Origin of the sequence: Nocardia sp. NPDC058058 (assembly GCF_042885355.1) — a bacterium.
Taxonomy (GTDB): domain Bacteria; phylum Actinomycetota; class Actinomycetes; order Mycobacteriales; family Mycobacteriaceae; genus Nocardia.
On the sequence record NZ_JBHVSA010000001.1, the window covers coordinates 1,316,106 to 1,342,092 of the forward strand.

General features: G+C 66.8%; 30 protein-coding genes and 1 riboswitch. Of the genes, 16 read left to right on the forward strand and 14 right to left on the reverse strand.

The features are described from left to right. Positions 1-13: 13 nt before the first annotated feature. Positions 14-580 carry a TetR/AcrR family transcriptional regulator gene (locus ACFVUS_RS06080; RefSeq protein WP_387762064.1) on the forward strand — a complete coding sequence of 189 codons (567 nt, stop codon included), beginning with the start codon at positions 14-16 and terminating at the stop codon, positions 578-580. 152 nt (positions 581-732) lie between these two features. Here the strand turns inward: ACFVUS_RS06080 and ACFVUS_RS06085 are convergent, their stop codons facing one another. Next, on the reverse strand, positions 733-1,113 hold the full coding sequence (locus ACFVUS_RS06085) for a hypothetical protein (protein WP_387762065.1): 381 nt from the start codon (positions 1,111-1,113) through the stop codon (positions 733-735). 68 nt (positions 1,114-1,181) lie between these two features. Next, the gene (locus ACFVUS_RS06090; RefSeq protein WP_387762066.1) at positions 1,182-1,685 is read right to left on the reverse strand and encodes a MarR family winged helix-turn-helix transcriptional regulator; all 504 of its coding nucleotides are present in this window, start codon (positions 1,683-1,685) and stop codon (positions 1,182-1,184) included. A gap of 71 nt (positions 1,686-1,756) precedes the next feature. Here ACFVUS_RS06090 and ACFVUS_RS06095 point away from each other — a divergent pair, with 71 nt between their 5' ends. Beyond that, positions 1,757-2,254 carry a cupin domain-containing protein gene (locus ACFVUS_RS06095; RefSeq protein WP_387762067.1) on the forward strand — a complete coding sequence of 166 codons (498 nt, stop codon included), beginning with the start codon at positions 1,757-1,759 and terminating at the stop codon, positions 2,252-2,254. Positions 2,255-2,310: 56 nt separating this feature from the next. Here the strand turns inward: ACFVUS_RS06095 and ACFVUS_RS06100 are convergent, their stop codons facing one another. Next, positions 2,311-2,451, reverse strand: coding sequence for a hypothetical protein (locus ACFVUS_RS06100; protein ID WP_387762068.1), 141 nt, complete (start codon positions 2,449-2,451; stop codon positions 2,311-2,313). Here ACFVUS_RS06100 and ACFVUS_RS06105 point away from each other — a divergent pair. From ACFVUS_RS06105 to ACFVUS_RS06115, 3 genes are all read left to right on the forward strand, one after another. Further along, complete coding sequence (locus tag ACFVUS_RS06105) at positions 2,450-2,866, forward strand: acyl-CoA thioesterase (protein WP_387762069.1); 417 nt, start codon at positions 2,450-2,452, stop codon at positions 2,864-2,866. The genes ACFVUS_RS06100 and ACFVUS_RS06105 overlap by 2 nt on opposite strands. A gap of 170 nt (positions 2,867-3,036) precedes the next feature. Further along, entirely contained in the window at positions 3,037-3,498 is a 462-nt protein-coding gene (locus ACFVUS_RS06110; protein ID WP_387762070.1) for a hypothetical protein, read from the forward strand. Between the two features lie 10 nt (positions 3,499-3,508). Continuing rightward, positions 3,509-4,468, forward strand: coding sequence for a hypothetical protein (locus ACFVUS_RS06115; protein ID WP_387762071.1), 960 nt, complete (start codon positions 3,509-3,511; stop codon positions 4,466-4,468). Positions 4,469-4,613: 145 nt separating this feature from the next. Here ACFVUS_RS06115 and ACFVUS_RS06120 read toward each other — a convergent pair whose 3' ends face one another. Beyond that, positions 4,614-4,865, reverse strand: coding sequence for a helix-turn-helix domain-containing protein (locus tag ACFVUS_RS06120; RefSeq protein WP_364635196.1), 252 nt, complete (start codon positions 4,863-4,865; stop codon positions 4,614-4,616). An 87-nt stretch (positions 4,866-4,952) separates the two neighbouring features. Next, positions 4,953-6,365: an APC family permease gene (locus ACFVUS_RS06125; RefSeq protein WP_387762072.1), complete on the reverse strand. Its 1,413-nt coding sequence runs from the start codon at positions 6,363-6,365 to the stop codon at positions 4,953-4,955. Between the two features lie 116 nt (positions 6,366-6,481). On the opposite strand from ACFVUS_RS06125, the gene ACFVUS_RS06130 reads away from it, so the two are divergent. Continuing rightward, complete coding sequence (locus tag ACFVUS_RS06130) at positions 6,482-7,105, forward strand: TetR/AcrR family transcriptional regulator (protein ID WP_387762073.1); 624 nt, start codon at positions 6,482-6,484, stop codon at positions 7,103-7,105. Next, positions 7,106-8,278: a P1 family peptidase gene (locus ACFVUS_RS06135; protein WP_387762074.1), complete on the forward strand. Its 1,173-nt coding sequence runs from the start codon at positions 7,106-7,108 to the stop codon at positions 8,276-8,278. Between the two features lie 71 nt (positions 8,279-8,349). Here ACFVUS_RS06135 and ACFVUS_RS06140 read toward each other — a convergent pair whose 3' ends face one another. Next, positions 8,350-9,981 carry an ABC-F family ATP-binding cassette domain-containing protein gene (locus tag ACFVUS_RS06140; protein ID WP_387762075.1) on the reverse strand — a complete coding sequence of 544 codons (1,632 nt, stop codon included), beginning with the start codon at positions 9,979-9,981 and terminating at the stop codon, positions 8,350-8,352. Positions 9,982-10,160: 179 nt separating this feature from the next. On the opposite strand from ACFVUS_RS06140, the gene ACFVUS_RS06145 reads away from it, so the two are divergent. From ACFVUS_RS06145 to ACFVUS_RS06165, 5 genes are all read left to right on the forward strand, one after another. After that, positions 10,161-11,273, forward strand: a complete 1,113-nt coding sequence (locus tag ACFVUS_RS06145; RefSeq protein WP_387762076.1) for an LLM class flavin-dependent oxidoreductase — start codon at positions 10,161-10,163, stop codon at positions 11,271-11,273. Beyond that, positions 11,270-12,631 carry an NtaA/DmoA family FMN-dependent monooxygenase gene (locus ACFVUS_RS06150; protein ID WP_387762077.1) on the forward strand — a complete coding sequence of 454 codons (1,362 nt, stop codon included), beginning with the start codon at positions 11,270-11,272 and terminating at the stop codon, positions 12,629-12,631. The genes ACFVUS_RS06145 and ACFVUS_RS06150 overlap by 4 nt, the downstream gene beginning before the upstream one ends. Before the next feature lie 77 nt (positions 12,632-12,708). Beyond that, the gene (locus tag ACFVUS_RS06155) at positions 12,709-14,085 is read left to right on the forward strand and encodes a TIGR01777 family oxidoreductase (protein ID WP_387762078.1); all 1,377 of its coding nucleotides are present in this window, start codon (positions 12,709-12,711) and stop codon (positions 14,083-14,085) included. A 172-nt stretch (positions 14,086-14,257) separates the two neighbouring features. Next, positions 14,258-16,198, forward strand: a complete 1,941-nt coding sequence (gene asnB / locus ACFVUS_RS06160; RefSeq protein WP_387762079.1) for an asparagine synthase (glutamine-hydrolyzing) — start codon at positions 14,258-14,260, stop codon at positions 16,196-16,198. Next, positions 16,195-17,409, forward strand: a complete 1,215-nt coding sequence (locus tag ACFVUS_RS06165) for a cytochrome P450 (RefSeq protein WP_387762080.1) — start codon at positions 16,195-16,197, stop codon at positions 17,407-17,409. Before asnB ends, ACFVUS_RS06165 begins: the two co-directional genes overlap by 4 nt. Positions 17,410-17,411: 2 nt before the next feature. On the opposite strand, the gene ACFVUS_RS06170 is transcribed toward ACFVUS_RS06165, so the two are convergent. Next, positions 17,412-17,828, reverse strand: a complete 417-nt coding sequence (locus ACFVUS_RS06170; RefSeq protein WP_387762081.1) for a pyridoxamine 5'-phosphate oxidase family protein — start codon at positions 17,826-17,828, stop codon at positions 17,412-17,414. A gap of 166 nt (positions 17,829-17,994) precedes the next feature. Continuing rightward, positions 17,995-18,324: a hypothetical protein gene (locus ACFVUS_RS06175; protein WP_387762082.1), complete on the reverse strand. Its 330-nt coding sequence runs from the start codon at positions 18,322-18,324 to the stop codon at positions 17,995-17,997. A gap of 195 nt (positions 18,325-18,519) precedes the next feature. Between ACFVUS_RS06175 and ACFVUS_RS06180 the strand changes: the two genes are divergently transcribed. Together ACFVUS_RS06180 and ACFVUS_RS06185 are read left to right on the forward strand one after the other, a co-directional pair. Beyond that, on the forward strand, positions 18,520-19,026 hold the full coding sequence (locus tag ACFVUS_RS06180) for a hypothetical protein (protein ID WP_387762084.1): 507 nt from the start codon (positions 18,520-18,522) through the stop codon (positions 19,024-19,026). 114 nt (positions 19,027-19,140) lie between these two features. Further along, positions 19,141-20,016 (forward strand): alpha/beta fold hydrolase, encoded by an 876-nt coding sequence (locus ACFVUS_RS06185; protein ID WP_387765424.1) that lies wholly within the window; start codon positions 19,141-19,143, stop codon positions 20,014-20,016. Between the two features lies 1 nt (position 20,017). Here the strand turns inward: ACFVUS_RS06185 and ACFVUS_RS06190 are convergent, their stop codons facing one another. From ACFVUS_RS06190 to ACFVUS_RS06205, 4 genes are all read right to left on the reverse strand, one after another. Then, positions 20,018-20,587 carry a histidine phosphatase family protein gene (locus ACFVUS_RS06190; protein ID WP_387762085.1) on the reverse strand — a complete coding sequence of 190 codons (570 nt, stop codon included), beginning with the start codon at positions 20,585-20,587 and terminating at the stop codon, positions 20,018-20,020. Then, entirely contained in the window at positions 20,584-21,432 is an 849-nt protein-coding gene (locus ACFVUS_RS06195) for a CbtA family protein (protein ID WP_387762086.1), read from the reverse strand. The genes ACFVUS_RS06190 and ACFVUS_RS06195 overlap by 4 nt, the downstream gene beginning before the upstream one ends. A 21-nt stretch (positions 21,433-21,453) precedes the next feature. Further along, positions 21,454-21,669: a CbtB domain-containing protein gene (locus tag ACFVUS_RS06200; protein ID WP_387762088.1), complete on the reverse strand. Its 216-nt coding sequence runs from the start codon at positions 21,667-21,669 to the stop codon at positions 21,454-21,456. Between the two features lie 39 nt (positions 21,670-21,708). Continuing rightward, positions 21,709-21,849, reverse strand: a riboswitch (cobalamin riboswitch). A gap of 65 nt (positions 21,850-21,914) precedes the next feature. Next, a complete protein-coding gene (locus tag ACFVUS_RS06205) occupies positions 21,915-22,304 on the reverse strand; it encodes a hypothetical protein (protein ID WP_387762090.1) in 390 nt (129 codons plus the stop codon). 40 nt (positions 22,305-22,344) lie between these two features. Between ACFVUS_RS06205 and ACFVUS_RS06210 the strand changes: the two genes are divergently transcribed. After that, on the forward strand, positions 22,345-23,514 hold the full coding sequence (locus tag ACFVUS_RS06210) for a hypothetical protein (protein ID WP_387762091.1): 1,170 nt from the start codon (positions 22,345-22,347) through the stop codon (positions 23,512-23,514). Here the strand turns inward: ACFVUS_RS06210 and ACFVUS_RS06215 are convergent, their stop codons facing one another. Beyond that, complete coding sequence (locus ACFVUS_RS06215) at positions 23,515-23,745, reverse strand: hypothetical protein (protein ID WP_387765426.1); 231 nt, start codon at positions 23,743-23,745, stop codon at positions 23,515-23,517. Positions 23,746-23,938: 193 nt separating this feature from the next. Here ACFVUS_RS06215 and ACFVUS_RS06220 point away from each other — a divergent pair, with 193 nt between their 5' ends. Beyond that, the gene (locus ACFVUS_RS06220) at positions 23,939-25,465 is read left to right on the forward strand and encodes an FAD-dependent oxidoreductase (protein ID WP_387762092.1); all 1,527 of its coding nucleotides are present in this window, start codon (positions 23,939-23,941) and stop codon (positions 25,463-25,465) included. A gap of 4 nt (positions 25,466-25,469) precedes the next feature. Here the strand turns inward: ACFVUS_RS06220 and ACFVUS_RS06225 are convergent, their stop codons facing one another. Continuing rightward, a complete protein-coding gene (locus ACFVUS_RS06225; protein ID WP_387762093.1) occupies positions 25,470-25,805 on the reverse strand; it encodes a hypothetical protein in 336 nt (111 codons plus the stop codon). Positions 25,806-25,987 lie beyond the last annotated feature (182 nt).

The window sequence follows — 25,987 nt, forward strand, 5'->3', positions numbered from 1 at the left end:
TTCGGAGGAGTCCATGCCCAAGGTCAGTGACGACCACCTCGCCGCCCGCCGCAGCCAGATTCTGGACGGAGCACGCAGCTGTTTCGCCGAATACGGTTACGAGGGCGCGACCGTGCGTCGCCTGGAAGAGGCGACCGGTCTGTCCCGGGGCGCGATCTTCCATCACTTCCGCGATAAGGACGCACTGTTCCTGGCGCTGGCCCAGGAGGACGCCGGTCGCATGGCCGAGGTGGCCGCGAACCAGGGTCTGATCCAGGTGATGCGCGATATGCTCGCCCGCCCCGAGGATTTCGACTGGCTCGGAACGCGTTTGGAGATCGCGCGCCGACTGCGCAACGATCCCGAATTCCGCGCAAACTGGGAGGAACGCTCGGTCGAGCTGACCGCCGCGACCGTCGCGCGCCTGGAACGCCGCAAGGCCGAGGGCGCGCTACGCGACGACGTCCCCACCACGGTCATCCTCGGCTATCTGGATCTGGTCCTGGACGGCCTGATCGCCCGCATCGCCTCCGGCCATGCCAACGACAATCTGTCCGCGGTCCTGGATCTCGTGGAAGCCTCTGTGCGCCGCAAGAATTAACGCTGTGCACCGCAAGAATTGACCTACGGCGAGACCGGCATGGCGCCGAACAGTGCGGCCGATCCCGCGATGGGTGCGCCGATGAGCCAGATCGGGGCGGTGAGGATCGCGAGCAGTCCGATGATCATGGTGTGTCCCTTCGGATTCGGTGGTTACTGACCGGCCTGGGCGGTTTGCACCCAGATCAGCGGCAGGTATTCGCTCACGCAATCGACGAGTACCTGCTGGCCGGGGTGGAATCGCAGTGTCGCGGGGCCCGTCGAGAACGGTTGCGGCACACCGGTTTCGTCCGTTCGCCCCCAGCTCGCGGACGGCACCGGATAGTTCACGATCGGCGGTGTGCCGATCCGATAGGGCGCGGTGTTGCTGTAGGCCACGCATTTCCACCATTCGCCCGGCGGTGCGCCGATGGTGAGGACGCCGCCGGGTTCCGGTGTGACGGTGGGCCGCGCGGCGGCGATGCCCGCCCCGCTCAGCAGGATGATCGCGGTTCCGGCGGTGAGGACACCGGCCCGCGCCACGGTTCTCGACAAAGGGATCGCCTCCGAGCTCGATAGATCGTTACCTCGAGCAAGGATATCTTATTGCAGTTGCACTGCAATTAATGCTTTTCTATGGATCCCAGCAACACCCTGGTGATCCGATCCAGATCCTTGCGATCCTTCGCCGACAGCACCGACAGGATGCGCGTCTCGTTCTCCACATGTTCGGTGATCACCAGATCGATCAGCTCCAGCCCCCGATCGGTCAGCGCCACCCGAACCGCGCGCCGATCCCCCGCGTCGGCGATGCGGCGCACCAGCCCCGCCTGTTCTAGGCGGTCCAGTCGGCCGGTCATTCCGGCCCGCGAGAGCATCAGCGTATCGGCGAGCACCGAGGGGTTGAGCTCATAGGGCTCCCCCGAACGGCGAAGTGCCGCAACCACATCGAACTCGCCACGCTGTAGGCCGTGCGCGGCGAAGACCTCTTCGATCTGCCGCCCGGCCACGATCGAGAGCCTGCCGAGGCGGCCGATGATGGCCATCGCCTCCAGGTTCAGATCGGGCCGTTCGCGATGCCACTGCGCGGTGATGGCATCCACCGCATCGGATTTCGTCTCACCCATGGACAACATTCTATTCGCTCCTATATAGTTCGGTAGCGAACTATAACCCATCGAATAATTCGGAGCTTGCCATGAACACCACTTCCCGCCCCGTCGCCATCCGCCAGCCGCACGAGGCCGAGACCCTGGGCACCGACAGCGTCACCATGCGACTGATGCTGGACGCCAATGAGACCGGCGGTTCGGTCAGCACGCTCGAGGTCACCATGAAGCAGGGTGCGGACGGCGCGGCCCCGCACTTCCACACCCTCTCCGATGAGCTGTTCTACGTCGCCGACGGCGAACTGCAATTGCTCGCCGGGGATCGCATCGTCACCGTCGCGGCGGGCGGCTCCATCGTGGTGCCCAAGCTCATGCCGCACGCCTTCGGCGCGACGCCGGACAGCTCGGCCCGCATCATGATCGCGCTGATGCCGGGCGTGCAGCGTTTCGAGTACTTCCGCACCCTGGATCGGATTGCCAAGGGCGAATCCGGTTTCGAGGAACTGGCGAAAGCGCAGGAGGAGTTCGACAACCATTTCGTCGATGCCCCGCAGTGGTGGGCCGAGCGCAATGCCAACCGCCGCTGAACGTTTTGCGGCCGCCCGTTGAACGCATACCGGCCGGCCCCTGCGCTCCCGCGTGATCAATTGCGTGGCAGCGCGCCAACCTGCGGCAATACACCCGCGGCGATATCGGTCGCGGGTAGCCCGGCAATCGCCGGATTGTGCCGCAGACCACTGAATTTCCGGAATGCGCGACCGAATGCCCGGGTTGTTCGGTTCATGGCATTCTCCGTACCGGTCACCGTTCGCGGCTACGAACTCGATATCAACGGCCACCTCAACCAGGCCGTGTACCTGCAGTACGCCGAGCACGCGCGCTGGGAGATGCTGCGGGCGGCGGGGACACCGGGTGAGAAGCTGGTGGCGGCGGGCATCGGACCGGTGGTGCTGGAGAACAACATCAAGTACTTCCGGGAACTGCATCTCGGTGATGAAGTGACCGTGAGCTGCGAATTCGAATGGCAGGGCGGCAAGGTTTTCACCATGCGCCAGCTGATCCGCAAGCTGGACGGCACCGTGTCCGCGGAGCTCACGGTGATTGCCGGGATTATGGATCTGAAGGCTCGCAAGCTCGTTTCCGATCCGGGTGCCGCACTGCGAGGACTCGCCGAATCGCCCGGGACACTTGGACTCTGATTCGCGCACGGGGTAGCGAAAAAGTCTCAGGCTGAGCGGTTTCCGACGCCTCGGTAGGGTTTGCCGGAGCGTTGGAAATATTTCGTTGCGAACCGATTCGGCGGCGTCGCGGGATATGATTCAGATCAAGCTCGGCCCCGCAGCAAATCCCGAGCAGATCGGAGTTAAGCATGACCGGCGCCCTCCATCACCTCGCGTCAGCGCATATCGACGCTACCGCGCCACCGCTATCTGGCTATCTCGTAGCATCCACCGAGCGGTACATCAGCGTGCGCGTCTCCGACGGCACCTGGACCTTCCGCAGGGCAGATGTCCTCGACCTCACTACAAGGGAAGTTGTGGCGGCGCAAGGAATCTGCGAGGGCAGCCCGGTGTATGTGCGGGTACGCAATGGCGCCACAGCGGATTTCACGCAGCGTCGTCGCGTCGAACTCACCGAACGGCCGCCCACGATTCCGGCCGATTACTCCCCCGCGCGCGGCGATGAGGAGCTCCAGGCGCTCACCGAGGCCTGGGCCCGCGGCCTGGAACTCACCGCTCACCCCGGCGTCGGCGGCGCCACCATGACCTGCTGCCAAACCCGATCGCTGCACGGCAGTGATGACGGCATAGCCGCCGACAGTCTCGACTGACGGAGCCCAGATGCCCGCCCGCACAACGGGTTCGGTACTCGTAGTCACCGAAGCCGACGACCTGCACGGCGATGCGCTCGCCGCCACCCTGCGGAAGCACCACGCGCTCAGTCCGATTCGACTCGATATGCGCGACTTCCCCCGGGAGAACGGAACTTTCCGGGTGAGCCGGGACGGCACCTCGCGCAGCCTCTCCCATGTGCTCGGACTCGACGCGGTGTCCGCGGTCTGGTGGCGACGCCCGCATCCGACCGCGGTGCCGGGCAGTCTGCGCAGCGAGGACGATGCCTATCGGCAGGCCGAATGCGATGGCTTCCTACAGGGCCTGCTGTGGTCCATGCCCGCGCTGTGGGTCAACGATCCCGGCGCCGATCGGACCGCGAATCGTAAACTGGTGCAACTGGAAACGGCCTACCGCGCCGGTTTCGCGGTGCCGGAGACGCTGATCACCAATGATGCCGACGAGGCGCGCTCGTTCATCGATTCGCGGCCCGGGCCGGTGGTGTTCAAGCGCACCGGCACCGGCCGCGGCGCGTTCACCGAGACCCGACTGGTCACCCCCGCGGATGTGGATCTGCTGCCCGGAATCCGCAACTCCCCCACCATTTTCCAGGACTACATCCACGCCGAATGCGATCTGCGCATCGTCTGGGTGGACGGTATCGAGTGGGTGGTGCGGATCGATTCGCAATCCGGTGTGGGACGGGTGGATTCGCGCCTGGACACCTCGGTGGCCTTCACCGCGGACCGGCTGCCCGCCTCGGTGAGCAAATCGCTGACCACGCTGATGGGCGCGCTCGGACTGGCTTTCGGCGTGCTGGACCTGCGGGTGGGCCGCGACGGCGAGTTCTGGTTCCTGGAGGTGAACCCGCAGGGCCAGTTCGCCTATCTCGAGATAAAGACCGGTCTGCCGATCTTCGAGAGCCTGGCCAATCTGCTGGTGTTCGGCGACGGAACCGTCACCGACTAGCGCGCACGCACGGCGCTGTCGCGCCCACGCCGAAGCCACCGATGTCCGCGATATCCGACGCGGCCGTACCACCTCGCCGGTGGCCGCGCGATATCGCAAGTGGTCGAACGGTTTTCACCGCCGACCCACTTCCGACCCGGTGTGATTACTTGCTGCCGGCCTTCGCCGCCGCCTTACGGCGGTTCGCACCGCCGCGGCTGCGGAGTTGCACATGCGACTCCACCAGCACATTGTGGATGAAGCCGTACGAGCGGCCGGTCTCCCGGGCCAGGGAGCGAATGCTGGCCCCCGCTTCGTACTGCTTCTTGAGCTGGGTTTGCAGGCGGTCTCGCGACTTTCCCGTCACGCGTGTGCCTTTACCCAATACGGCTTTACCCTGTGCGGGCCTGTCACTCATGACTTCCTCCGAGTCGCCGTGGGCGCCTCATTCCAGGTTAGAGACTCGGACGGCTGTGATCAATGAATCATTGTGATCGGAGTCACCTCAGGTCTCGGCGATGGGGTCGGGCAGCACCCACCGATCGGCCGCCCGGGGACGGAGATAGCCGAGGTAGTAGGCGAATCCGAGCAGTAGCGTGACCCCGGCGACGACCAGTTGCGAGGCCGAATCGCGACCCAAACTATAAGCGGCATAAACCATCACACCGATGACGAGCAGCGGCGGCAGCGGCCACAGCGGCATCCGGTAGGTGCCCGTTGCCCTTTCGCGCCGCACCCGCAGCGCCGCCAGCGCGACGAAGAAGTAGACCACGATCAGTCCGGCTCCGGTGGCGGTGATCAACCACTTCAAAGGCAGTGCGGCGGCGGCGATCGCGGCGATGGCTCCGGTCACGAGGGTGGCGGCCACGGGTGTCTGCCAGCGCGCGTGCACCCCGCCCAGCACACGATCGATGGGATCGGGCCAGCTGCGGTCGCGGGCGGAGGCGAATACCAGGCGTGAGATCTGCAGGATGATGGCGATCACCGCGTTCACGATGGCGATCGCGATGGCGACGCTCACCAGGGTGTTGATCGCCGAACCGCCGCGCGCGGTGAGGAAGTAGTTGAGCGGGGCCGCGCTGGTCAGCAATTCATCCATCGAGGGCGCGCCCAGCACGACGGCGGCCAGCGGCAGGATTTCGATCACGACCGTCGCGGCCAGGCACACCATGATCACGCGGCCGATGGTTCGTGCGGCGTCCTTGGTCTCCTCCGCGTAGTAGACCGCCGCCCCGTACCCATTGAAGGCGAACAGCGCCACCGGAATCAGCGGTGCCAGCGCGCCGGCTCCGACGTGGTCGAGCCCGGTCGTCCCGGCGGTGGTCGCCCGAACCCATTCGGAGGGACCACGTTCCACATTCGTGAAGCCCAGGAACACCAGCACGGTGATGGCCGCGACCTCGATCGCCAGGAACACCCCCGTAACCCAGGCATTGGTCTTGATATTGAGCACCGCGACGCCGGTCGTCACCACGATCACCCCGACGCCGACCCATTTGCCGCTCAGTTGTGAAAAGGCCACGCCCAGATAGTCTCCGGTGCCCAGCGCGATCACCGCGATGATCAGCACGCCGTTCACCAGCGTCAGCGCGAACAGCGCGAATCCCATGGGCCGTCCCAATAGCCGTGCCGCCCAGGTGTATTCGCCGCCGGTGATCGGATACCGCGCCGCCAGTTCGGCGTAGCACAGACCGACGAAGACCGAGACGATCGCCGCGATACCCAGGGTGAGCACCGACGCGCCGCCCACCGCGAGCAGGATCGCCGGAATGATGATGAACACGCTGGAGGCGGGCGTCACCGCGGACAGGGTGATGAGGATGTTCTCGCCCATACCCAATGCGCGCGAGAGTTGCTGACGGTAGCTGGAACCGGTGTCGTCGTCGGCATTGCGACCGGTGGGAACGGGAGTGGTCATGACCGGACCTTTCTTTGACTTACAATCAAAGAATGAGCTGGAGGCGCTGGCAATACCTGGTTTTCGACGTAACAATCACTTAACTGGCTGTCAATGAAAACTGTGGGAGGGCAGTAATGGCACGACGGAAGGATCAGGAGCGGGCGCGCCGCACCATCCTGGACGCCGCGCTGGCGACCGTGGTCGATCGGGGTGTCGGCAAGGTCAGGATCCGCGATGTCGCCGAATTCGCGGGGGTGTCCCCGGGCACGGTGCACTACTACTTCGAGGATCTGGAGAACCTGCTGCGCACGGTCCACCGCGAGGCCAGCGACCGGTTCTTCACCGCACGCCTGGAGATGGTCACCGAGATCACCGACGCGCGGCGCAAGATGGGCGCGCTCATCTGGGCCGGGCTGCCCGCCTCGGATGCCGACACACTGGTGGTCGCGCTGTATCGGCTGGAGGGGTACACCAATCTGGCGCCGCAGCACGGGGATCTGATCACCTCACTGTTCGACAAGCAGGTCGCGGTCTACCTGAACGCGCTGGAAGTCGGTGTGGCGCAGGGTCATTTCCTCATCGACGCGTCCGTGCTGGATGTGGCCGCCAATCTGGTGGCCCTGGAGGACGCGTACGGGCTGCACATCGTGAGCGGCAATCGCACCATGACCAAGGCCCGGGCCGCCCAGCTGATCTGCTCGTACGCCCGCACGGCGACCTGCTGCCCCGATATCGTCACGCCGCCGAAGGAGCTGTGAATGTCCGATACCCAAGCGTTTTCACCCGATGGACGGCCGCGGGCGCGGGCCCTGGGTATCGAGCCGCCGGGCCGGCCCGGGCCGTGGAACGCCATCACCGATGTGCCGGGCGTCGAAGTCGGCTATCGCACACTCATTTCCGGCGACGGGCCGCTGCATCGCGGTCAGGGGCCGGTGCGCACCGGGGTGACGGCGATTCTGCCGCGCGGCCGCACGGGCGTCGGCAGGCCGTGCGCGGCGGGCCGGTACGTGCTCAACGGCAATGGCGAAATGACCGGCACCGCATGGATAGACGAGGTGGGCGAGCTGACCATGCCCATCACCATCTCCAATACCCATGCGATCGGGCCGTGCCACAGCGGGGCGATCGAATGGATCAACCGCACGCATCCGGAGTGGGCGCGGCAGTGGCTGCTACCGGTGTGCGCGGAGACCTGGGACGGATATCTCAATGACATCAACGGCGGGCATGTGACGCCGGAGATCGTCATCGAGGCACTCGATGCAGCGGAATCCGGGCCGCTGCAAGAGGGTTCGGTCGGCGGCGGCACCGGAATGAACTGCTACGCGTTCAAGGGCGGCAGCGGGACCGCGTCGCGGCTGGTCGATTTCGGTGCGCAGACCTATACGGTCGGGGTCTTCCTCCAGGCGAATTTCGGTTCGCGCCATGAACTCACGATCGCGGGGCGGCGGATCGGCGATCGAATCGTGCTCGGCAACCCGCAGGAATCCACGGCGTGGGGCACCGCGCCGGACATTTCCCCGGCGGCTCCCGGCGGCGCGGGCTCGGTCATCGTGATCGTGGCAACCGACGCGCCTTTGCACGCACTGCAATGCACGGCAATGGCGCGTCGCGTGCCATTCGGCTTGGGGCGCACCGGAACCACCGGCAGTCTGTTCTCCGGCGACCTGTTCCTGGCCTTCTCCACCGCCGATGACCGGCCGTCGGAAACCGGCTTCCCCGTGGGGGATCCGAGCGCGGACGAGATGATCACGACGACTCGGCTGCCGTGGAATCGCATGGACCGCTTCTACGCGGCGGTTGTCGACGCCGTCGAGGAGGCGGTGCTGAACGCGCTCATCGTGAACGCGGATATGACGGGGCGCGACGGGCACTTCTCCCCCGCGCTCCCGCATGACCAGCTGAAAACGCTACTGGCCGAAGCACACTGATACCCGCCGTCCGGACGCCGCGTGGCGTCCGGACGGGGTCGTGCTCGGGCTTCGTTCTCGGAGTTCGGGTCTCAGGCGAGCTGGATGAGTTCCAGGTATTCCTGGGACCAGTGGTCCTCGGTGCCGTCGGGCAGCATGATGACGCGCTCCGGGTTGAGCGCCTCGGCTGCGCCCGGATCGTGGGTGACCAGCACGACCGCGCCCGCGTAGCTGCGCAGCGCGTCCAGGACCTGCTCGCGCGAGATCGGGTCGAGGTTATTGGTCGGCTCGTCGAGCAGCAGCACGTTCGCGGCCGAGGACACCAGCCCGGCCAGTGCCAGACGGGTCTTCTCACCGCCGGACAGGGTGCCCGCGGGCTGTTCCAGCTGCGGGCCGGAGAACATGAACGCGCCGAGCAGTCCGCGCAGATCCTGTTCGCCCGCGTCGGGGGCGGCGTGCCGGATGTTCTCCCACACGCTGGCATTGTCGTCGAGGGTGTCGTGCTCCTGCGCGAAGTACCCGACCTTGAGGCCGTGGCCCGGGACCAGATTGCCCGCGGTGGGCTGTTCGGCACCGGCGAGCAGGCGCAGCAGCGTGGTCTTACCGGCACCGTTGAGTCCGAGGATGACCACGCGACTGCCGCGGTCGATGGCCAGATCCACGCCCGCGAAGATTTCCAGCGAGCCGTACATCTTGGTCAGGTTTTCCGCCATGAGCGGGGTCTTACCGCAGGTCGCCGGGTTCGGGAACTTGATGCGGGCGACCCGGTCGGCCACGCGCAATTCGTCCACCTCGGAGAGCATGCGCTCGGCGCGCTTGATCATCTGGTGTGCGGCGGCGGCTTTGGTGGCCTTCGCGCCGAGCTTGGCGGCCTGCTGCTTGAGGGCGCTGGCCTTCTTCTCGGCATTGGCGCGTTCGCGGCGGCGGCGCTGTTCATCGGTGGCGCGGGCGTCGAGGTACTTCTTCCAGCCCATGTTGTAGATATCGGCCTCGCCGCGCACGGCGTCGAGGAACCAGACCTTGTTGACCACGTCGCCGAGCAGTTCGACATCGTGGGAGATGACGATGAGCCCGCCCTCGTGGTTCTGCAGGAATCCGCGCAGCCAGGTGATGGAGTCGGCGTCGAGGTGGTTGGTGGGCTCGTCCAGCAGCAGGGTGGTGTCGGATTTGCCGCCGCTGCCGTCGGAGGCCGCGAACAGGATGCGCGCCAACTCGATTCGACGACGCTGACCACCCGAGAGCGTGCGCAGCGGCTGCGCCAGCACCCGATCCGGCAACCCCAGGCTGCTACAGATGCGCGCGGCCTCGCTCTCGGCGACGTATCCGCCGAGCGCGGAGAACCGGTCCTCCAACTGCCCGTACTTGCGAACGGCCTTGTCGCGGGCGGCGTCATCGGCCACCTCGGCCATGATGGTCTGCTGCTTCTCCATATCGCGGATCAGCGTGTCCAGTCCCCGCGCCGACAGCACCCGATCGCGTCCGAGCACATCCAGATTGCCCTCGCGCGGATCCTGCGGCAGATACCCCAAATCGCCCGAACGAATCACCTTGCCCGCGTAAGGTTCTCCCTCACCGGCAAGAATGCGCAACGTGGTGGTCTTCCCGGCGCCGTTCCTGCCGACCAGCCCGATCCGGTCACCGGCCTGCACCCGCAGCGCCGGCCCGGGCGCCGTCAACAGGGTGCGGACTCCGGCCCGGACCTCCAGGTCGGTCGCGGTGATCACAGACGGTCTCCTCGTGCGATGGTGTGCTGACAGATAACTGATCGACTGTGCGCCCTCCGGACACACAAGAACCACCAATTTTAGCTGTCCGCCTCCGAACCCCACGGTCAGGGGCTCCCGGGGGCGGCCGACCGTTCGGATCACGGTGATGCCAACCGTGGCGGCGGCGGGCTGGTTCGATGAGCATCGAACGTATGGGCAGCGAGAGTGAAGTCCGGAAGAGCCTGTTCACGCTGGGGATCGAGCTCGACGGCGAGGGATATCACCCCGGGGCGTGGCGGCGGGCCGATCATGATCCCGAACAGTTACTGGCTGCGCGAACCCTGCGGGATCGGGTGGCGGCGGCGGAGAACGCGGGGTTCACCTTCGCGAGCTTCGACGATTCGATCACACCGCCCGCGCGAGGGGTCGGCGGGCGGATCGATGCGGTGACGCGTGCCGGGTTCGTGGCCGCCGGCACGAGCACGCTCGGGCTGGTGCCCGTCGTGGCGGCGACCTACGCCGAGCCGTTCCATATCTCCTCGCAGCTGGCGAGCCTGGATTACGCGTCGCGGGGACGGGCGGGATGGCTGGCGGCCGACGATCCGGGCTCGGCCCGCACCTGGGGTGCCGCGCCGCGGGTGGGCGAGGACGAAATCCGGCGTGAGCGCACCGATTCCATCGAGGTGGCGCGACGCCTCTGGGATTCGTGGGAGGACGACGCGGTCGTTCGCGACTATGCGGCGGGGCGGTTCCTGAATCGGGATCGGTTGCATCACATCGATTTCATCGGGGAGACGTTCTCGGTGAAGGGCCCGGCCATCGTGCCGCGTCCGCCGCAGGGGCAGGTGGTCGTATTCGGTTATGACACAGCGGGATCCGATATCGATGTGGCGTTGGTGAGCGGTGCGACGGTGCCGGAGACGGTGGCGACCGTGCGGCGTGCGAGAGCGGCCGGTACGCCGCGCGTGCTGGTCGATCTCGCGGTCGCCCTGGATATTCCCGGTGTGACCGCGATCGAGCGGCTCGCCGATCTCGACTCGGAGACGGTCGCGGATCACGCCGCGCGCCTGCGCTTTTCGGGTGGCTCCGCCGATCTCATCGCACTGCTGACCGAGCTCTCCGCGCACGCCGACGGCGTCCGCCTGCATCTCGCGGTGATCGATGAGGACCTGCCCGTCCTGGCCCGCTACGTGCTGCCCGCCCTGCTGCGTGCGGGCATCGCACATCGTCCCGTGCCCGGTTCGACGCTGCGCGCGAACCTGCGGCTCCCCCGCCCCGCCAACCGTTACGCGAAGGAAGTCATCCGATGAGCGAGGTCCGTTTCCCCGACGCCCGAGTGCATTTCGGAGTCTTCTTCCAGGGCGTCAACCACCACACCATCTGGTCCCATCCCAGTAGCGGTTCGCAGATCGACTTCGAGACCTTCCGTCGCGTCGCGACCACCGCCGAACGCGGACTCTTCGACGCGTTCTTCCTCGGCGAGGGACTGCGGTTGCGTGAACAGGACGGGCAACTGCTGGACACCGATATCGCGGGCCGCCCCGATGCCATCACCCAGCTCGCGGCGCTCGCGGGCATCACCGACCGCATCGGCCTGGTCGCCACCCAGAACACCACCTATAACGAGCCCGCCGACCTGGCACGGCGGCTGTCCGGACTCGATGTGATCTCCGGTGGCCGCGCCGGTTGGAACGTGGTCACCACGGACAACGCGTGGACGGGTGAAAACTTCAGGCGCGGTGGGTTTCTGGATCACGCCGATCGCTACGATCGCGCCGCGGAGTTCCTGAGCACCGCCCGAGAGATCTGGGATTCCTGGTCTGACAACGCGATTTCGTCGTCGCGCCGTGACTCTTCTTGGCTGACACCGGGTTCGGTGCGCACGGTCGAACGCGAGACCGAACATTTCAAGGTCGCCATCACCCCGACCCTGCCGCGCAGCCGACAGGGCCACCCGGTGATCTTCCAGGCCGGAGTGTCCCCACAGGGCAGGGACTTCGCGGCCGCGCACGCCGAAGTCATCTTCTCCCCCTTCGGAACCAACTTCGACCCCGCCCTCGATTTCGCCGACGATATTCGCGCACGCCTGGTCGCCGCGGGCCGCCCGGCCGATGACATCCGCATCCTGCCCGGCACCCAGATCGTGCTCGCCGAGCGGGAATCCGAGGTCGAGGAAAAGAAGCGCTGGGTCCTGGAACAGCAGATCACCGGCGCGACCGCCCTCTCCCTGGCAGGCCAGGTGTGGGGCCGCGACCTCTCGCACCTGGACCCCGATGGCCCCCTCCCCACCGAAGACGCCGAACAATCAGTCATTTCGGGCACCCGCGGCGCCCAACGCGACGGCCAGGACCGCACCGCACTGGTCGCCCAATGGCGAGCCCTCGCCGAATCCCGCAACCTCACCCTCCGCCAGGTAGCCATCGAAACCACCGCCCGCTTCGGCTTCTCCGGCACCCCCGGCCAGGTCGCCGACGAACTCACCCGCTGGGTCCGCCACGGCGCCAGCGACGGCTTCAACATCACCCCCTACCTCGTCCCCACCGGCCTGGACGACATCGTCAACCTCCTCATCCCCGAACTACAGACCCGCGGCTCCTACCCCACCACCTACGAAGGCACCACCCTCCGCGACCACCTCGCCCTCCGCCCACCCCTCACCCGCCGCTGACGAATCGGCCCCGCGAATCTTTCGCGGAGCAACAGCGGCAGCGGGTTTCGCACCGGTTGGCGGGCTACGGTCGAGGGATGGGAATCGAGCGTTCGAGCGTTGTGTCCGCACCGCTGGCCGAGGTGTTCGATTGGTATTCGCGGCCGGGGGCTTTCGGGCGGTTGTCGCCGCCGTGGCAGCCGCTGAGTTTGATCTCGGAGGCGGAGTCGCTCGCTGATGGGCGGGCGGTGCTGGGGTTGCCGGGTGGGCTGCGGTGGGTGGCGGCGCATGATCCGGGGGCCTATGACCCGCCGCATCGGTTCGTCGATCAGTTGGCGGTGGATGGGGTGGCGTCGATGCCGGCGGGAATTGCCATGCGGTGGCGGCATATTCATGAGTTCCAGGCCGTCGATGACGGGCATACCCGGGTGATCGATCGGATCGAGACGCCGATTCCGGCGGCCGCGTTGAACGCGACTTTCGATTACCGGTATCGGCAGCTCGCCGATGATCTCGCCGCGCATCGGCGGGCGGCGGGGCATGGGTTCAAGGCGTCGACGATTGCCATTACCGGGGCATCGGGTTTGGTGGGGTCGGCGCTGTCGGCGTTTCTGAGCACCGGCGGGCATACCGTGATTCGGCTGGTGCGGCATGCGCCGCGGAACTCCCTCGAACGCCGATGGGATCCGGCCGCGCCCGCTCCGGAGCTGTTCGACGGGGTCGACGCGGTGATTCATTTGGCGGGTGCGTCGATCGCGGGACGGTTCACCGAGGGACATCGGCGCGATATCGCCGACAGTCGGATCGAGCCGACCAGGAAGCTCGCGCAGGCCGCCGGGGAGGCGGGGGTGGGCACGTTCGTCAGTGCTTCGGCGATCGGGTACTACGGCTACGACCGCGGTGATGAATTACTGACCGAGGACAGTGCGCGGGGTGATGGGTTTCTCGCCGATGTGGTCGAGGCATGGGAGGACGCCACCGAGCCCGCCGCGGCGGCGGGCAGCCGGGTGGTCCGGGTGCGCACGGGCATCGTGCAGTCACCTCGGGGCGGCACGCTGCGTTTGATGCGCCCGCTGTTCGCGACCGGGCTGGGTGGGCGCATCGGCGATGGGCGGCAGTGGCTTTCGTGGATCGGGATCGATGACCTCATCGACGTGTATCACCGTGCGCTCTGGGATGACGCGCTCGCGGGTCCGGTCAACGCGGTGGCCCCGAACCCGGCGCGCAATCGCGAGTACACCGCCACGCTGGCCCACGTGCTGCACCGCCCCGCGCTGCTGCCGGTGCCGGGATTCGGTCCGGCGTTGCTGCTCGGCAAGCAGGGCGCGCAGGAGCTCGCCAATGCCAGCCAGCGGGTGACCCCGGCCCGGCTCGCCGCGGCCGAACATCGTTTCCGCGCACCCGATCTCGAGGCGACGCTGCGGCATCTGCTCGGTCGTGGCGAGGGCACCGGCGATCAGGAGAACGGGCGATAATTCTGCAACCTGTTTCAGATCGAGCGCCCCGATAGCGGGATCACTCTTCGATCCGAAGAAGTTTTCCCATACGACTTGTCACACAAGACAATTCATCTCCGCCGAGTTGTTCTTCCGCGCCGCGAACCTATGATCGGGTAGGCGAACGCCTACCCCCGCGGAGGAACAGCAAATGTGTGGAATCAGCGGAATCGTCGACTTCGCCGGTGCGGTCGATCCCCGGCCCATCGAATCGATGAACGCGATCATGCGGCATCGCGGTCCCGATCAGACCGCGGTGTGGTCGGATCGCAACGCCGCGTTCGGGTTCGCGCGCCTGTCCATTGTCGATGTGGCACACGGTCAGCAGCCGGTGCGCAGCGAGGACGGCACCGTGCTCGCGGTGTGCAACGGGGAGATCTACAACCACCGCGAACTCCGCCGGACGCTGGCGGCGCGCGGGCATCGCTTCCACAGCCGCAGCGATGCCGAGGTCATCCCGCACCTGTACGAGGAGTACGGCGAGCACTTCGTCGAGCACCTCGACGGCGATTTCGGAATCGCACTGTGGGACATGGGAAAACAGCGCGTGCTACTCACCCGGGACCGGGTCGGGGTGAAGCCGCTGTTCTATCACAGGCGTGGCGGCAGAGTCGTTTTCGCATCCGAGATCAAGGGCATCTTCGCATCCGGACTGTGCCCGATCGAGATCGATCCGCAGGGCATGGCCGATTGCCTGTTCTACGGCCACACCATCGCACCGCATACCTTCTGGCGGGAGGTGACCGACCTCCCGCCGGGCACGATCACCACCATCGATGCCACCGGAGCCCGATCACGGCGCTATTTCACGGTTTTCGAGCGCCCGGACCCCGACCGGCCGCTGTTGACCGGTCGCGCGGCGATAGACGCGTTCAACGATCGCTTCACCGCCGCGGTGGCCAAACGCATTCCGGACGAGGTGCGCGGTGGAGTCGCCTTGAGCGGCGGCCTGGATTCCTCCGCGATCGCCGCGGTGGCGGCGCGGCGCTGCGCTTCTCCGCTGCCCACCCTCAGCCTCGCGCTCCCGGGCGAGATTCACGATGAGACCTCGATGTCACGCCTGGTCGCGCAGTCTCTCGGCGTAAGCAATGACGAAGCCGCGATGACGGGCGCTCGCGCCTGCGAATTGCTGCCGAAGAGTATGTGGCACTTCGAATCCCCGTTCTGGTACGGCGGCGTCGCCACACCGTTCCTGGAGCTGACCGGGATGGCGCGCGAGCACGGCTGGACCGTCGCCATGAGCGGTGACGGCTCCGACGAGCTCCTGGCCGGATACGACTTCTACCGGCTGATGAAGGTCAGCGCGAAACTCGAATCGCTGAGACTCGGTGCGCTGCAACCGCTGCTGTGGCAGCAGGCCACCAAGTGGATCGGCGCGCCGAGCGGTATCGATCGCCATATCACCGGCGTGGCCGCACGTTTCGATGAGTACACGGACCATTTCGGACAGGTGCCGCCCTGGATCTACCTGTGGAGCGCCCTGGGTGAGGCCATCGCACCGGCGCTCACCGAACGACTCCCCCGGCCCTCGGCACTGCCCGCCCCGCCCGCGCACACCACCCTGCATCGCCAACTGCATTTCGAGTTCCACACCCGGCTGCCGCACTGGGTGCTCCCCATCTCGGATCGGCTCGGCATGGCCAATGGCATCGAGGTGCGGGTGCCGTTCCTGGATCGCGATGTCATCGATATCTGCGCCGAGATTCATCCGAATATGCTGGTGCACTTGGGCACCGAGAAATACGTGCTCAAACGCGCGGTCGCCGACATCCTGCCCAAGCCGATCGTGCGCCGCCGCAAGAAGCCGTTCATGACACCGATCAGCGCCTGGTATCTGAGCGGCCCCGGAGCCGATCTGGCCGGAGACCATCTCTCGCGTGCCGCGGTCCAGCGCTACGGACTCTTCGATCCCGTTGCCACCGAACGGATCTGGCGCACCGCGGTGGACAAGTCCGGGACCTGGGCGGGCGCAGCCGCCGAATGGGCGAGTATGGCGGTGCTGTGCACGCATCTGGTGCTGGATCAATTCACCACGACCGCAATCGAATCGGCCGCCGCGACAGCGTGGACCGGCAGCGGGGCCAAGGCATGATCCACACCGACACCCCCGTGCGGACCCGCCGCGCCGCCGAGTGGCATGAACTCGCATTGCACGCCTGCGCACAACCCGGTCTGGCCGTATTGCTCACGGCCGCACCGCTGGCTCGCCCGCTGCGCAAAGTGCCCGGTCTCGGCTGGGTCGTCACCGACCCGCGCCTGGCCCGTGAGATCCACTCCGACAGCGCGCGTTTCAGCATCGTGCACGACGGCGCTTCCGGTCACTGGTGGTCGCAGATGCTCGGCGATTTCGTGCTCGAGCATTTCGAGGGCGAGCAGCACACCGCGTTCCGCGCCCAGGTCAACGACCTGTTCACCCGGGCGCGCTCGGAGGCGATGGTGGAACGCGCGGTCGGCCCGATGCTGACGCGCCTGCGCGCCGATCTCGCCGCGGGCCGCACCGTCGATATCGCGGCCTTCTCCCGGGTGTTCACCGGGCGGATCATGACCGACCTGGTCGGCTTGCCCGTGCTGCCCGATGACGCGGCGTACGAAGAGCTGTTCCGAGCGGTCACCGCACTCGCCGATCTCGGCAAAGGGAACTGGGCGACAACCGTCGTCCCGGCCCGCAACGCACGCAAAGGTCAGGCCATAGCGGCCCGCATCGGCGCGGCGGTCGCCGCGGTCTACGACACCGCCGCACCGGATACGGTGATCGGCAGATGCCGCGCACTCGGTTTCGATATCGATGAAACCCGCGGCACCGCGGTACTTCTCGTGGTCGCGGGCACCGCCACCCTGGCCAGCACCATGGGCCGCCTGGTCGCCCTGCTGCACGACACCGGCGAACACGCCCGGCTGTGTACCGATCCCGAACGACTACCGGCGGCGATTCGCGAGGGCCTGCGGGTCACCAGTTCCATGCCGGTGGTCGGCCGCGGCGTGGTGGGCGAGGTGGAACTGTCCGGCCGCGTGCTGCGCCCGGGTGACCGCGTCAAGATCATGACCTGGACCATCGCCAACGCACCCGGCCGCTTCGATCCGAACCTGGGTCATATCAACGAAATCCGTCAGCTGTGGTTCGGCGGCGGCAAACATCTGTGCCCGGGCGCGGCCCTGAGTCTGGTTGAACTGACACACTTCCTGACGGCGCTGCTGGCCGCCGGTCGCCCCTGGTCGATCCGCAAGCGGCGCTACCGGATCAATACTTTCGTCCCGATGTACGAGCGCCTCGACATCGCGCTGGCGGCCGATGCCGCGGTGTGAGGTCAGGCCATGATCGCGGGTTGTATTCCGGGCGTGGCGATATCGCCCGGGCTGTCGAGCACGAACCGGCGGCAGCCGGAACAACGCGCCGCACCGGGTTCCGGTGTCGCGGTGTGATGCAGCACCGCCCGCGTCACCCGGATATCGAGCTCGTCCCCGGTCACGGTGGCGATGCCGTCGAGAATGAGCGCGTGACCATCGGGCGTGACCGGCGGCCAGAGCAGCGTAATCGCCGGGCTCGCAGCGATATTGCGCCGCGTGGTCGGCCCGGTGGCGGGCAGACGCACCCGGTCCGCGTCGAGAATCGTCTGCTGCGGGGTGGTGTGCGGGCCGTCGTGCGCGCCGATGGTGATCAGGAAGGCGAGCTGATATCGGCCGATGACTTCGACCAGTTCGGACGGAAGAGCCTGGGTGCTCATCGGCCCAGGCTAGTAGACAATCCGGACACGCAGGCTCGGATTCGGCCAACAATCCGCAGTTACGGCAGATCGATGGGCAATCGATACGTGCCTACGGTCGCATGGCAAGCAAATTCCCGCGTCCGAGGATCAACCGTCCAGCTTCGCCGCACCTCCTCGGCCCGGCTCACTCCTCCCGTGGAATGACCTGCCACCTGCTCGTTTCCTCATTCTCGGCGGTCATCGCCGCGTTTCTGCGCCGCGCCGCCGTGGTCAGCGCGGTACCGATGAGCAGGCAGATCACCGTGATCACCGCGGCCCCCAGACCTATCGCGTTCTCCCCGGCCAATCCGGCCAGCAGCGTCGCGCAGGCGGTCAGCACGCCCGCCCCTAGGAGCCCATAGCCGATCCGATTTCCGTTGTCCCGCAGCCCTTCCGCCGTTGCCACCGATGTCTCGCGGGAGATGTCCGGTGCGTTGTCCAGCGGCGGGAACTCCATCGCCTCTTCACTTGTCATGTCGAGTCCTCATATCAACCCGGCTGCCCGGGTGCCCTTTTCAGCAGGATGACCAGCCGGGGCCGGATCAAACGGGGCGAACGCGAGGCATCACGGTTTGATAACGCCGCAGGCGGGGTAGTCCATGGATATGACCTTGAAGCGGTAGATCGGCCGGTGACGAGCGCACCGATTCCGACCGGCGGAAGGAAAGCAATGGATTTCGACGAGATGGTGTTACCGGTGTCGGGGCTGTGCGTGGAGTGGCGGGCGGCCGATGAGCACTTCCGAATTCGCCCGTCCCACACCGATTCCGAGGGTGAGGCGGCCCCGCCGTGGCGAACGTGGCTGGGGCACAACGATATGGCGGTGGGCGCGGCGGGCCCCATCCCCGAGGAGCCCGAGGAGATGTGGTGGGCGGTGTGGGGCGAGTACACCGGAGCCGATGTCCAGGTCACCCTGGATGATCAGAGTCGGCCGCACGTGCTGGTGTTCGGCAATCTCTGGATCGCGGAATGGCGCGGTCCCGAGCAGGAGGCCACGGTGGTGACCGCCGATCGGCAGGCGGAAATCCATTTCGCGCATCCGATTTCACTCCAGGAGCGCACGCAGCGTATGCGGCACAACCGGTTACGCGGTCCGAGTCATATCGAGACCCCGGCCGGTTTTCACGAGATGTCCATTCGCCCGGACCGCCGGAACTCCCGGCTGCGTTCGCGCTGACCGGGACTCGAATCAGCGAAGTATCAGACAATTCCGGCGTGTTGGGCGCGGACGGAATGTCGGTGCGTGCGTCGCGCGGGTCCGGGGCGGCTTTGGCCTTACCCTGCCCAGGTGATGTCATCGAGCGTGTCCCGGTCGATCACTCTTGGCGATGGCACGGTGGGCTTCGCCGAATACGGCGATCCATCGGGCGTCCCGCTGCTGTACTGCCCCGGCGTCCCCGGATCACATGTGGAGGCCGAGGCTTTCGATCAGGCCGCGGCCGCGGCCGGAATCCGCGTGGTGGCGGTGGACAGACCCGGTATGGGCGGGTCCAGTCCGACCGCCGCTCAACCGGTGGTGGAATGGCCCGATACCGCTGTCCAACTCGCTGATCGCCTGGAATGGGAGCAGTTCGCGGTCATCGGCGTCTCGGGCGGCGGCCCCTACGCGCTGGCCTGCGCCTACCGCCTGCCCGACCGGGTGTCGGGCATCGCGGTGGTCTCGGCCCCCGCGCCCTTCGACAAACATCCGGACGGCGATCTGGACGCGGCGGCTCGTAAGCGCCGCCGGAGTCTGGCCATGCTGCAACGCTTTCCGTTCCTCACCGGCCCCGCGGCCGCCCAACTGGAGAAGGCCGTGCGCAAGCGCGGGGGTATCGACACCCTGATTTCGCAGATGGCTCGGGTGGATCAGGAACGGGTGGCCGCCGATCCCGAACTCGCGGCCAAGATGGCGGCCAATCTCGCCGAGGCGTTCCGGCAGGGGCCGCGCGGTTTCGCCACCGATCTGCGTTCCCTGTTCGGCAAACCCTGGGGCTTCGATCTCGCCGATATCGCGGCCCCCGTGCAGATTTGGCACGGGGACGCCGATTCGAACCTGCCCTGTTCGGAGAGCCGGCGGCTCGCGACCCTGCTCCCGCATACCGATCTGCATCTGGTCTCGGGTGCGGGCCATCTGCTCTTCATCGATTACGCGGCAGAGATCCTGGATTCGCTCTGTCTGCGCTGACTCAGGTCAGCGGCAGGGCGGTGGCGCGCAGGGTCCAGGCCGGGGCGCGGTGGTGCAACGTGGTGGCGGTGAGCGGCGGAATATCTATGCGCCAGAACGATTGTGCGGGAGCGGCCAATGCGCACAGGACGGCGGCGCGCACCAGGGCGGGATGGGTGATGGCGGTGATGTGCTCGCCGCGACCCGCGAGGGTGTCGAGCCACGCCCGGGTGCGCTCGATGAGATCGGTGATCGATTCACCGCCGTGCGCACGGTATTCGGGATCGGTGAGCCAGGGCATCAGCTGTTCGGGCGCGATGGCGTCCATGCTGCGACCGGACCAGTCACCGTGGTCCAGATCGCGCAGGGCGGGCTCCGGGGTTCCGGTCAGCCCGAGCGCGGATGCGGTTTGGCCGGTACGGATTTCGGGTGCGTGATAGGTCACGGTGCGGTCGGCGGCGGGTACCGCGCCGACCTTTCCGATCATGCGATCACCGAGGGCGTTGAGTGGTTCGTCCAGCGGAAAACTGGCGCTCTGCGTGGCATCGGTGATCGCGTGCGTGATCAGCGTGAGCCGGGTGACCGCGCTCATGCCGCCGCGGGCGTGCTGGTTTCGGTGGCGCGCTCGCCGAGCAGGCGCGGGGCCAGCCAGGCGAAGCCGACTCCGATGACCGCCCACATGATCAATTGTGCGGCAAAGGAATACAGCCGGAAGTGATACAGGTCGTCGGCCGGGAAGCCCGGATAGACGATCTTGCCGGTGGGATCGGTGAGCGGTTGCGGTGTCTCGGTGTCGAAGTCGCCGAAGGACTTGTTCGCCGACAGGTGCCCCAGTGGCGGCAGGATCAGCATGACCACGGCCATGACCACCACGAACGAGGCCCCGGCCGCGATGGTCGCGGTCCAATTGCCCAGTCGCGCGGCGAGTTTGCGACCGAGCCAGACCGCGGCCAGCAACGCCACCCCGGTGATCACGATCATCGCCACGTACAGCGCGGTGCGTTCCTTGATGGTGTCCGGATGCCCGATGGAGGGCGGGTTGGCCGGATACTTCAGGAACGGAACCGCGTACAGCGTCAGGAACATTCCGCCCGCGACGAGCAGTGCGAGATTGCGCGGGCCGATGTTCCCGGCCCGGCGCAGCGCCAGGTAGTAGACGACCGCGAACAGTGCGCCCAGCGCGAGACCGAAGACGACCATGCCGAATCCGATTCCGACATTGGCCTGTTCGGTGCGGGTGAACAATTCGGTATCGGCCATATCGGCCATGGGATGTCCGGCGGCCTTGTCCAGGGCCATCTGGGCGTCATCGCGCCCGGTCTCGTAGTCGATGGCGCGGCCGATAATGGGTTCGGCCAGGATGCGCGCGAACGCGAACGCCAGCAGTCCGCCGAGTCCGCCCAGCAGGACGCCTCGGCCGATGATTCGCTTTTCCATTGTGCTGTCTCGATTCCCGGGCTAGTGGCAGGGGAATCCGAGGAAATGACGGCCGTCGTGCACGAACTCGTGCACATGCATATCGCTGCCGAAGATCGATACCGCGCCCTGGTCGATCCCGATGAAGTAGATCGCCAGCAGGGCCAGGATGGCGGTGCCGGCCAGCCAGAGCGCGGTGGTGGGCAGGGCCAGGGATCCGGTGCCGAGACCGGAACGCGGGACGTATGAGGTTGCCACGATGACTCCTCGAGTTCGTGGGGATTGTGCGCGTCCCCGTCGGTGATTTGAACGCGATGCGAGGGTCTGACTCGCTCCCGGCGGGCGGGAGTTCACAGTGGCGCGACCGTTCCGGAGTTGCACCGGATTCCTCGAGGCATCGTTCCTCAACGATACGAAACCGCGTGCGCGCAGGTCAAACGTGGTCGCGCACGGTGAAATGGCTATCGGCAGGCTATCGATACCTGTGAATTTCCTGGTAGCGCTCAGGCGGATCCGAGTGCGTCGCCGAGGATCTTGTTCAGATCGACCGGTGTCCCCGGTTCGTAGACGGTCGCGCCTTTCTTGGTGATGACCACGATCTTGCCGTCCCGTATCCGGCAATCCATTTCCGTCAGTACCGTTTTGGCGCGTGCGTCGTAAACGGTGCGGCAGTGCGTCTTTTCGCGAATCCAGAAGCCGAGCCGGGCCAGTACGGACAGTTCGACCAGGGTCGCGGAGATGAGGTATTCCAGGGCTTGCAGATCGATCATGCCGCGTTCGCGGGTGACGCTGACCTCCTCGACCCCGGACTTCTCCAGCCACTGGCCGAGCTCTTCGGCTAAGTCGCGGTCACCCGCGCGCACTTCGACATTGAATACTTGTTCCGCTGTCATATCGGGCTCCGGGCGGTCGGCGATGATAGAGAATTATTCCGTGATCGAGGCCGGATCGGAAGCCGATTCGCCCGGCTGTCAGCCCGAATCGCTGCGTGCGCGGGCGGCCCGGCTGATCTCCGATCGCGGCTGGGCCTGGCCACCGGCGTCGCCGCTGTCCGATCGGGATTTGGCGCAGGAATGCGCACTGCTCGGAGTTCCGCTGCGGGTCGGCGAGCTGGCGAATCGCTCGCAATTCGGTTTACCGGAGGCGCTGGAACTGCTCGTGTCCGCATTTCTGGACGAAATCGAGCACGAACGCCCGGAGTTGGCGCGGACGCTGCGCGACTGCGTGGTGGTCGAGACCGGCCGCAGCGGCCGCGCGCACGGCACGAGCACCCCGTATCGGGGTGAGGGCGTGGTCGTCTTCCTTGACGGCGCGATGCTGCTCATGTTCGCCGATATGCTGCGGCACGCGATGACCCTCATCGGTGAAGCGCCGGGACGGGTCTTCGTGGACGCGCCCGGACCGGGCACGGTGCGCGCGGCAGCTCGATTGCTCTGGGCGTTCCGGCAACCAGCGCGCGGGTTCGAGCGCTCGGATCTGCCGGCGGCGGGGCACGGCAGGTACAACGGCGCACCGGCTTTCGGCAAACTGCTGTGGTTCGGCGAGCGATTTCTGATCGGGCACGAGTTGGCGCACGCGCTGTTCCGACTGGGGCGGCTGACGGCGACACCGGGGATTCGAGCGATGATCGATCGGATCTGGCCGGACCTGCCCGCGCAGGTGCGCGAGGATTGGGCCGAGGAATTGAGCGCGGATCGATTCGCCCGCACAATCGTCTGCGGTGGGGTCCCCGAACTCGTTCGCCCGGTGGCAGCCGCCGCGTGCGCGGTGGCGACGGCCTACCTGGGCGTGCTGGAGCGCTCGACGGCGATCCCGTCGACCGTCCCGCTGCCGATCGCACTCGAGGCGATCCGGGAACACGCGCACTGCTTCAGAACTCATCCCCCGGCCGAGTTGCGACTCGAACTGCTGGTCAAGAGCTCCGGGCCCGACACTCCGATGATGGAGCTGTATCTCGCTGCCATGCATACGCTGCGGGACGCGCTACACCAGGCATCGAATGGAAACTGCATAGCGCCAATCGATTTCGATGCCTGGTGTGCGAATCCGCGTGGCCCGGCCGGTTGGTTGTGCGATCCGCACGGCGACCGGGACCGCTATTGATTACTGGCTGGGCTGCGGCACGTCGACGTTGCAGTCGTCGATCTTGGGATTCACGCCCATGTAGTTGAGCGGTCCGGCGAGGATGGTGACCGCGATGGTGGAGGTGCCGGCACAGTTGGTCGGCGCGTCGTCGAAGTAGTGCCGCTGTCCGGCGGCGACGGCGCCGATGACCAGCCACACCAGCACCAGGAAGGTGCCGATTCCGGCCAGGCCGCTGCGGCCGCGGACCATCGGGCGATCGTTCGGATAGCTTCTCATTGTCCAACTCCAGGGTGAATCATGTAGTGCCGGTTCATCTTTCGAATCGGTCAATTCCTACGTGCTGCGCTAATCGCCGCAATACCCGCTCGCCGCGAACTCAATCCCCCGTATCGGCGCGGTTTTTCCACTGTTTGAGCGCGGACCGTCCGGCTATAGCCGGAGCATGACTTCACTGTGGTTGAAGAACGCCGACGCGCCCGCACGACTGCGGCTGACGCCCGGATCGCGTTTCGATACCGTCGTGATCGGCGCGGGCATCACCGGTTTGGCGACCGCGCTGCTGCTGGCGGAGAGCGGTGCGGAGGTGGCCGTGGTCGAGGCCCGCCGCATCGGCGATTCGACCAGCGGGTCCTCCACCGGAAAGGTCAGTTTGTTGCAGGGCACCCGCGCCCAGCGCATTCGCCGCCGCCACGGTGATCGCGCGCTGCTCGATTACCTCGAGGCCAATGGTGAAGCGCAGCAGTGGTTATTGCGATTCTGCGAGGAACACGCACTACCGGTGCAGCGGGAGGACGCGGTCACCTACGCGCAGACGTTCGCCGAAAAGAAGGCGGTGCGAAAGGAATTGGAGGCGCTGCGGCTCGCGGGGCTGCCGGTGACCTCCGGCGCGCTGGAGGTGCCGTTTCCGGTGCACGACGCGGTATCCCTGCCCGATCAGGCCCAGCTGGATCCGGCCGCGTTGCTGGCGGCGCTGGCCCTGGCGATCGAGGCGCACACCACCCCGATCTTCGAATCGACGCTGGTGCACGATGTGCGCGAGGGCGACGGCGATGATCTGATCGTGGAGACCGAGCACGGCGAGCTCACCGCCCGGACCGTGGTGATCGCCACCGGCACACCGATTCTCGACCGCGGCGGTTTCTTCGCCCGGCTGGTCGCGCAACGCTCCTATCTCACCGCGTTCCGCCTGTCCGAGCCGCTACCCAAGCAGATGATCATCAGCGCGGGCAGCCCGACCCGTTCGCTGCGGTACGCGCCCACACCGGATGGCGATGTGCTGCTGGTCGGCGGCCACGGTCACACCGTCGGCCGGGCTCGCTCACCTCGGCACCACGCGACGGAATTGATCGAATGGACCCGGCGCTGGTTCCCGGACGCTGAACCGCTGCACAGTTGGTCCGCGCAGGACTATCTGCCCATCGATGAACTCCCCTATGTCGGCCCGCTGCTGCCGGGCCGCGATCGCATTCTGGTCGCCACCGGATATGCCAAGTGGGGCTTGACCAATGGCGTCGCGGCGGCACTCGCGCTGACGGGCCGCATCACCGGCAAACCACCGGCCTGGGCGGGCACACTGGCGAGCTGGCGCACCTCGGAATTGCGGTCACTGCCGACCGCGGTCGCGGCCAATGCCACTGTGGCGCAACGGCTTCTCTCGGGTTGGCGGCATGCGCTGGGTTCGGGCCGGGACGCGATTCCCGCCGAGGGTCAGGGCCGGGTGGAACGGCACGGCGTCGCCCCCACCGCGATCTCGACCGTGGACGGCGTCACCACCGAGATCTCGGCGGTGTGCCCGCACCTGGGTGGCATCCTGTGCTGGAACGATGCCGCGCTGTCCTGGGACTGCCCGCTGCACGGGTCGCGATTCGCGCCCGATGGGACCCTGCTGGACGGACCCGCCACGCACCCGTTGCGCCCGCTGGCTCCGCCGCTGGACGCCGCGAACCGGTTGCCCGGCCCGCGGCTGTAACCGGCTACTTCTTCGGCACCAGAATCCCGGTCAGATCGGCGTTCCGGATCGGGGTGTCCGGATTTGCCTGCGCCTTGCACATGAGCCCGATGGCGGTGATGGCGCCGTCGATCGAGTCCGGGCTGGGCGTCGAGCTGATCTCGGTGTCCTTCTCCAGGTATTTGCGCACCGTGACGTGCTGCTTATCCGAATCCTGGGCGACGAATTCGCTGCACGGGGTGTCGCCGCCCTTGTTCACCGCTTCTTTCGCCTGGTCACAGCCGGTGATCAGCAGGCCGGTCAGCAGTAGCGCCGCGACGGGCGCGCCCGCGGCCGCAGCGCGCATCGGTCGGAATCGCATGGGTCCTCCATCGTGAGTTCGGTGGCGTTCATGCTGAAAATTCAGCGGCATTGCTACCGGGGCAATATCCGCTGGACCGGCGTGTAAACGGGGTACCGAGGTTCGCGCAGGTCCGGGTGGCGCGGGTGGGGCGTCAGCACCGTAGACCAGGCGTTCCGGCGAGTCGGGGCGGCGCGCCGACG

Excerpts from the sequence above, each read along its gene's own strand:
- ACFVUS_RS06090 (WP_387762066.1), bottom strand. The coding sequence starts at position 1,685 with ATGGGTGAGACGAAATCCGATGCGGTGGATGCCATCACCGCGCAGTGG.
- ACFVUS_RS06220 (WP_387762092.1), top strand. The coding sequence starts at position 23,939 with ATGACTTCACTGTGGTTGAAGAACGCCGACGCGCCCGCACGACTGCGG.
- ACFVUS_RS06215 (WP_387765426.1), bottom strand. The coding sequence starts at position 23,745 with ATGGTCCGCGGCCGCAGCGGCCTGGCCGGAATCGGCACCTTCCTGGTG.
- ACFVUS_RS06145 (WP_387762076.1), top strand. The coding sequence starts at position 10,161 with ATGAGCATCGAACGTATGGGCAGCGAGAGTGAAGTCCGGAAGAGCCTG.
- ACFVUS_RS06120 (WP_364635196.1), bottom strand. The coding sequence starts at position 4,865 with ATGAGTGACAGGCCCGCACAGGGTAAAGCCGTATTGGGTAAAGGCACA.
- ACFVUS_RS06205 (WP_387762090.1), bottom strand. The coding sequence starts at position 22,304 with ATGACAGCGGAACAAGTATTCAATGTCGAAGTGCGCGCGGGTGACCGC.
- ACFVUS_RS06175 (WP_387762082.1), bottom strand. The coding sequence starts at position 18,324 with ATGACAAGTGAAGAGGCGATGGAGTTCCCGCCGCTGGACAACGCACCG.
- ACFVUS_RS06130 (WP_387762073.1), top strand. The coding sequence starts at position 6,482 with ATGGCACGACGGAAGGATCAGGAGCGGGCGCGCCGCACCATCCTGGAC.
- ACFVUS_RS06165 (WP_387762080.1), top strand. The coding sequence starts at position 16,195 with ATGATCCACACCGACACCCCCGTGCGGACCCGCCGCGCCGCCGAGTGG.
- ACFVUS_RS06170 (WP_387762081.1), bottom strand. The coding sequence starts at position 17,828 with ATGAGCACCCAGGCTCTTCCGTCCGAACTGGTCGAAGTCATCGGCCGA.
- ACFVUS_RS06110 (WP_387762070.1), top strand. The coding sequence starts at position 3,037 with ATGACCGGCGCCCTCCATCACCTCGCGTCAGCGCATATCGACGCTACC.
- ACFVUS_RS06105 (WP_387762069.1), top strand. The coding sequence starts at position 2,450 with ATGGCATTCTCCGTACCGGTCACCGTTCGCGGCTACGAACTCGATATC.
- ACFVUS_RS06155 (WP_387762078.1), top strand. The coding sequence starts at position 12,709 with ATGGGAATCGAGCGTTCGAGCGTTGTGTCCGCACCGCTGGCCGAGGTG.
- ACFVUS_RS06125 (WP_387762072.1), bottom strand. The coding sequence starts at position 6,365 with ATGACCACTCCCGTTCCCACCGGTCGCAATGCCGACGACGACACCGGT.
- ACFVUS_RS06115 (WP_387762071.1), top strand. The coding sequence starts at position 3,509 with ATGCCCGCCCGCACAACGGGTTCGGTACTCGTAGTCACCGAAGCCGAC.
- ACFVUS_RS06100 (WP_387762068.1), bottom strand. The coding sequence starts at position 2,451 with ATGAACCGAACAACCCGGGCATTCGGTCGCGCATTCCGGAAATTCAGT.
- ACFVUS_RS06225 (WP_387762093.1), bottom strand. The coding sequence starts at position 25,805 with ATGCGATTCCGACCGATGCGCGCTGCGGCCGCGGGCGCGCCCGTCGCG.
- ACFVUS_RS06185 (WP_387765424.1), top strand. The coding sequence starts at position 19,141 with ATGTCATCGAGCGTGTCCCGGTCGATCACTCTTGGCGATGGCACGGTG.
- asnB (WP_387762079.1), top strand. The coding sequence starts at position 14,258 with ATGTGTGGAATCAGCGGAATCGTCGACTTCGCCGGTGCGGTCGATCCC.
- ACFVUS_RS06135 (WP_387762074.1), top strand. The coding sequence starts at position 7,106 with ATGTCCGATACCCAAGCGTTTTCACCCGATGGACGGCCGCGGGCGCGG.
- ACFVUS_RS06150 (WP_387762077.1), top strand. The coding sequence starts at position 11,270 with ATGAGCGAGGTCCGTTTCCCCGACGCCCGAGTGCATTTCGGAGTCTTC.
- ACFVUS_RS06190 (WP_387762085.1), bottom strand. The coding sequence starts at position 20,587 with ATGAGCGCGGTCACCCGGCTCACGCTGATCACGCACGCGATCACCGAT.
- ACFVUS_RS06195 (WP_387762086.1), bottom strand. The coding sequence starts at position 21,432 with ATGGAAAAGCGAATCATCGGCCGAGGCGTCCTGCTGGGCGGACTCGGC.
- ACFVUS_RS06080 (WP_387762064.1), top strand. The coding sequence starts at position 14 with ATGCCCAAGGTCAGTGACGACCACCTCGCCGCCCGCCGCAGCCAGATT.
- ACFVUS_RS06180 (WP_387762084.1), top strand. The coding sequence starts at position 18,520 with ATGGATTTCGACGAGATGGTGTTACCGGTGTCGGGGCTGTGCGTGGAG.
- ACFVUS_RS06095 (WP_387762067.1), top strand. The coding sequence starts at position 1,757 with ATGAACACCACTTCCCGCCCCGTCGCCATCCGCCAGCCGCACGAGGCC.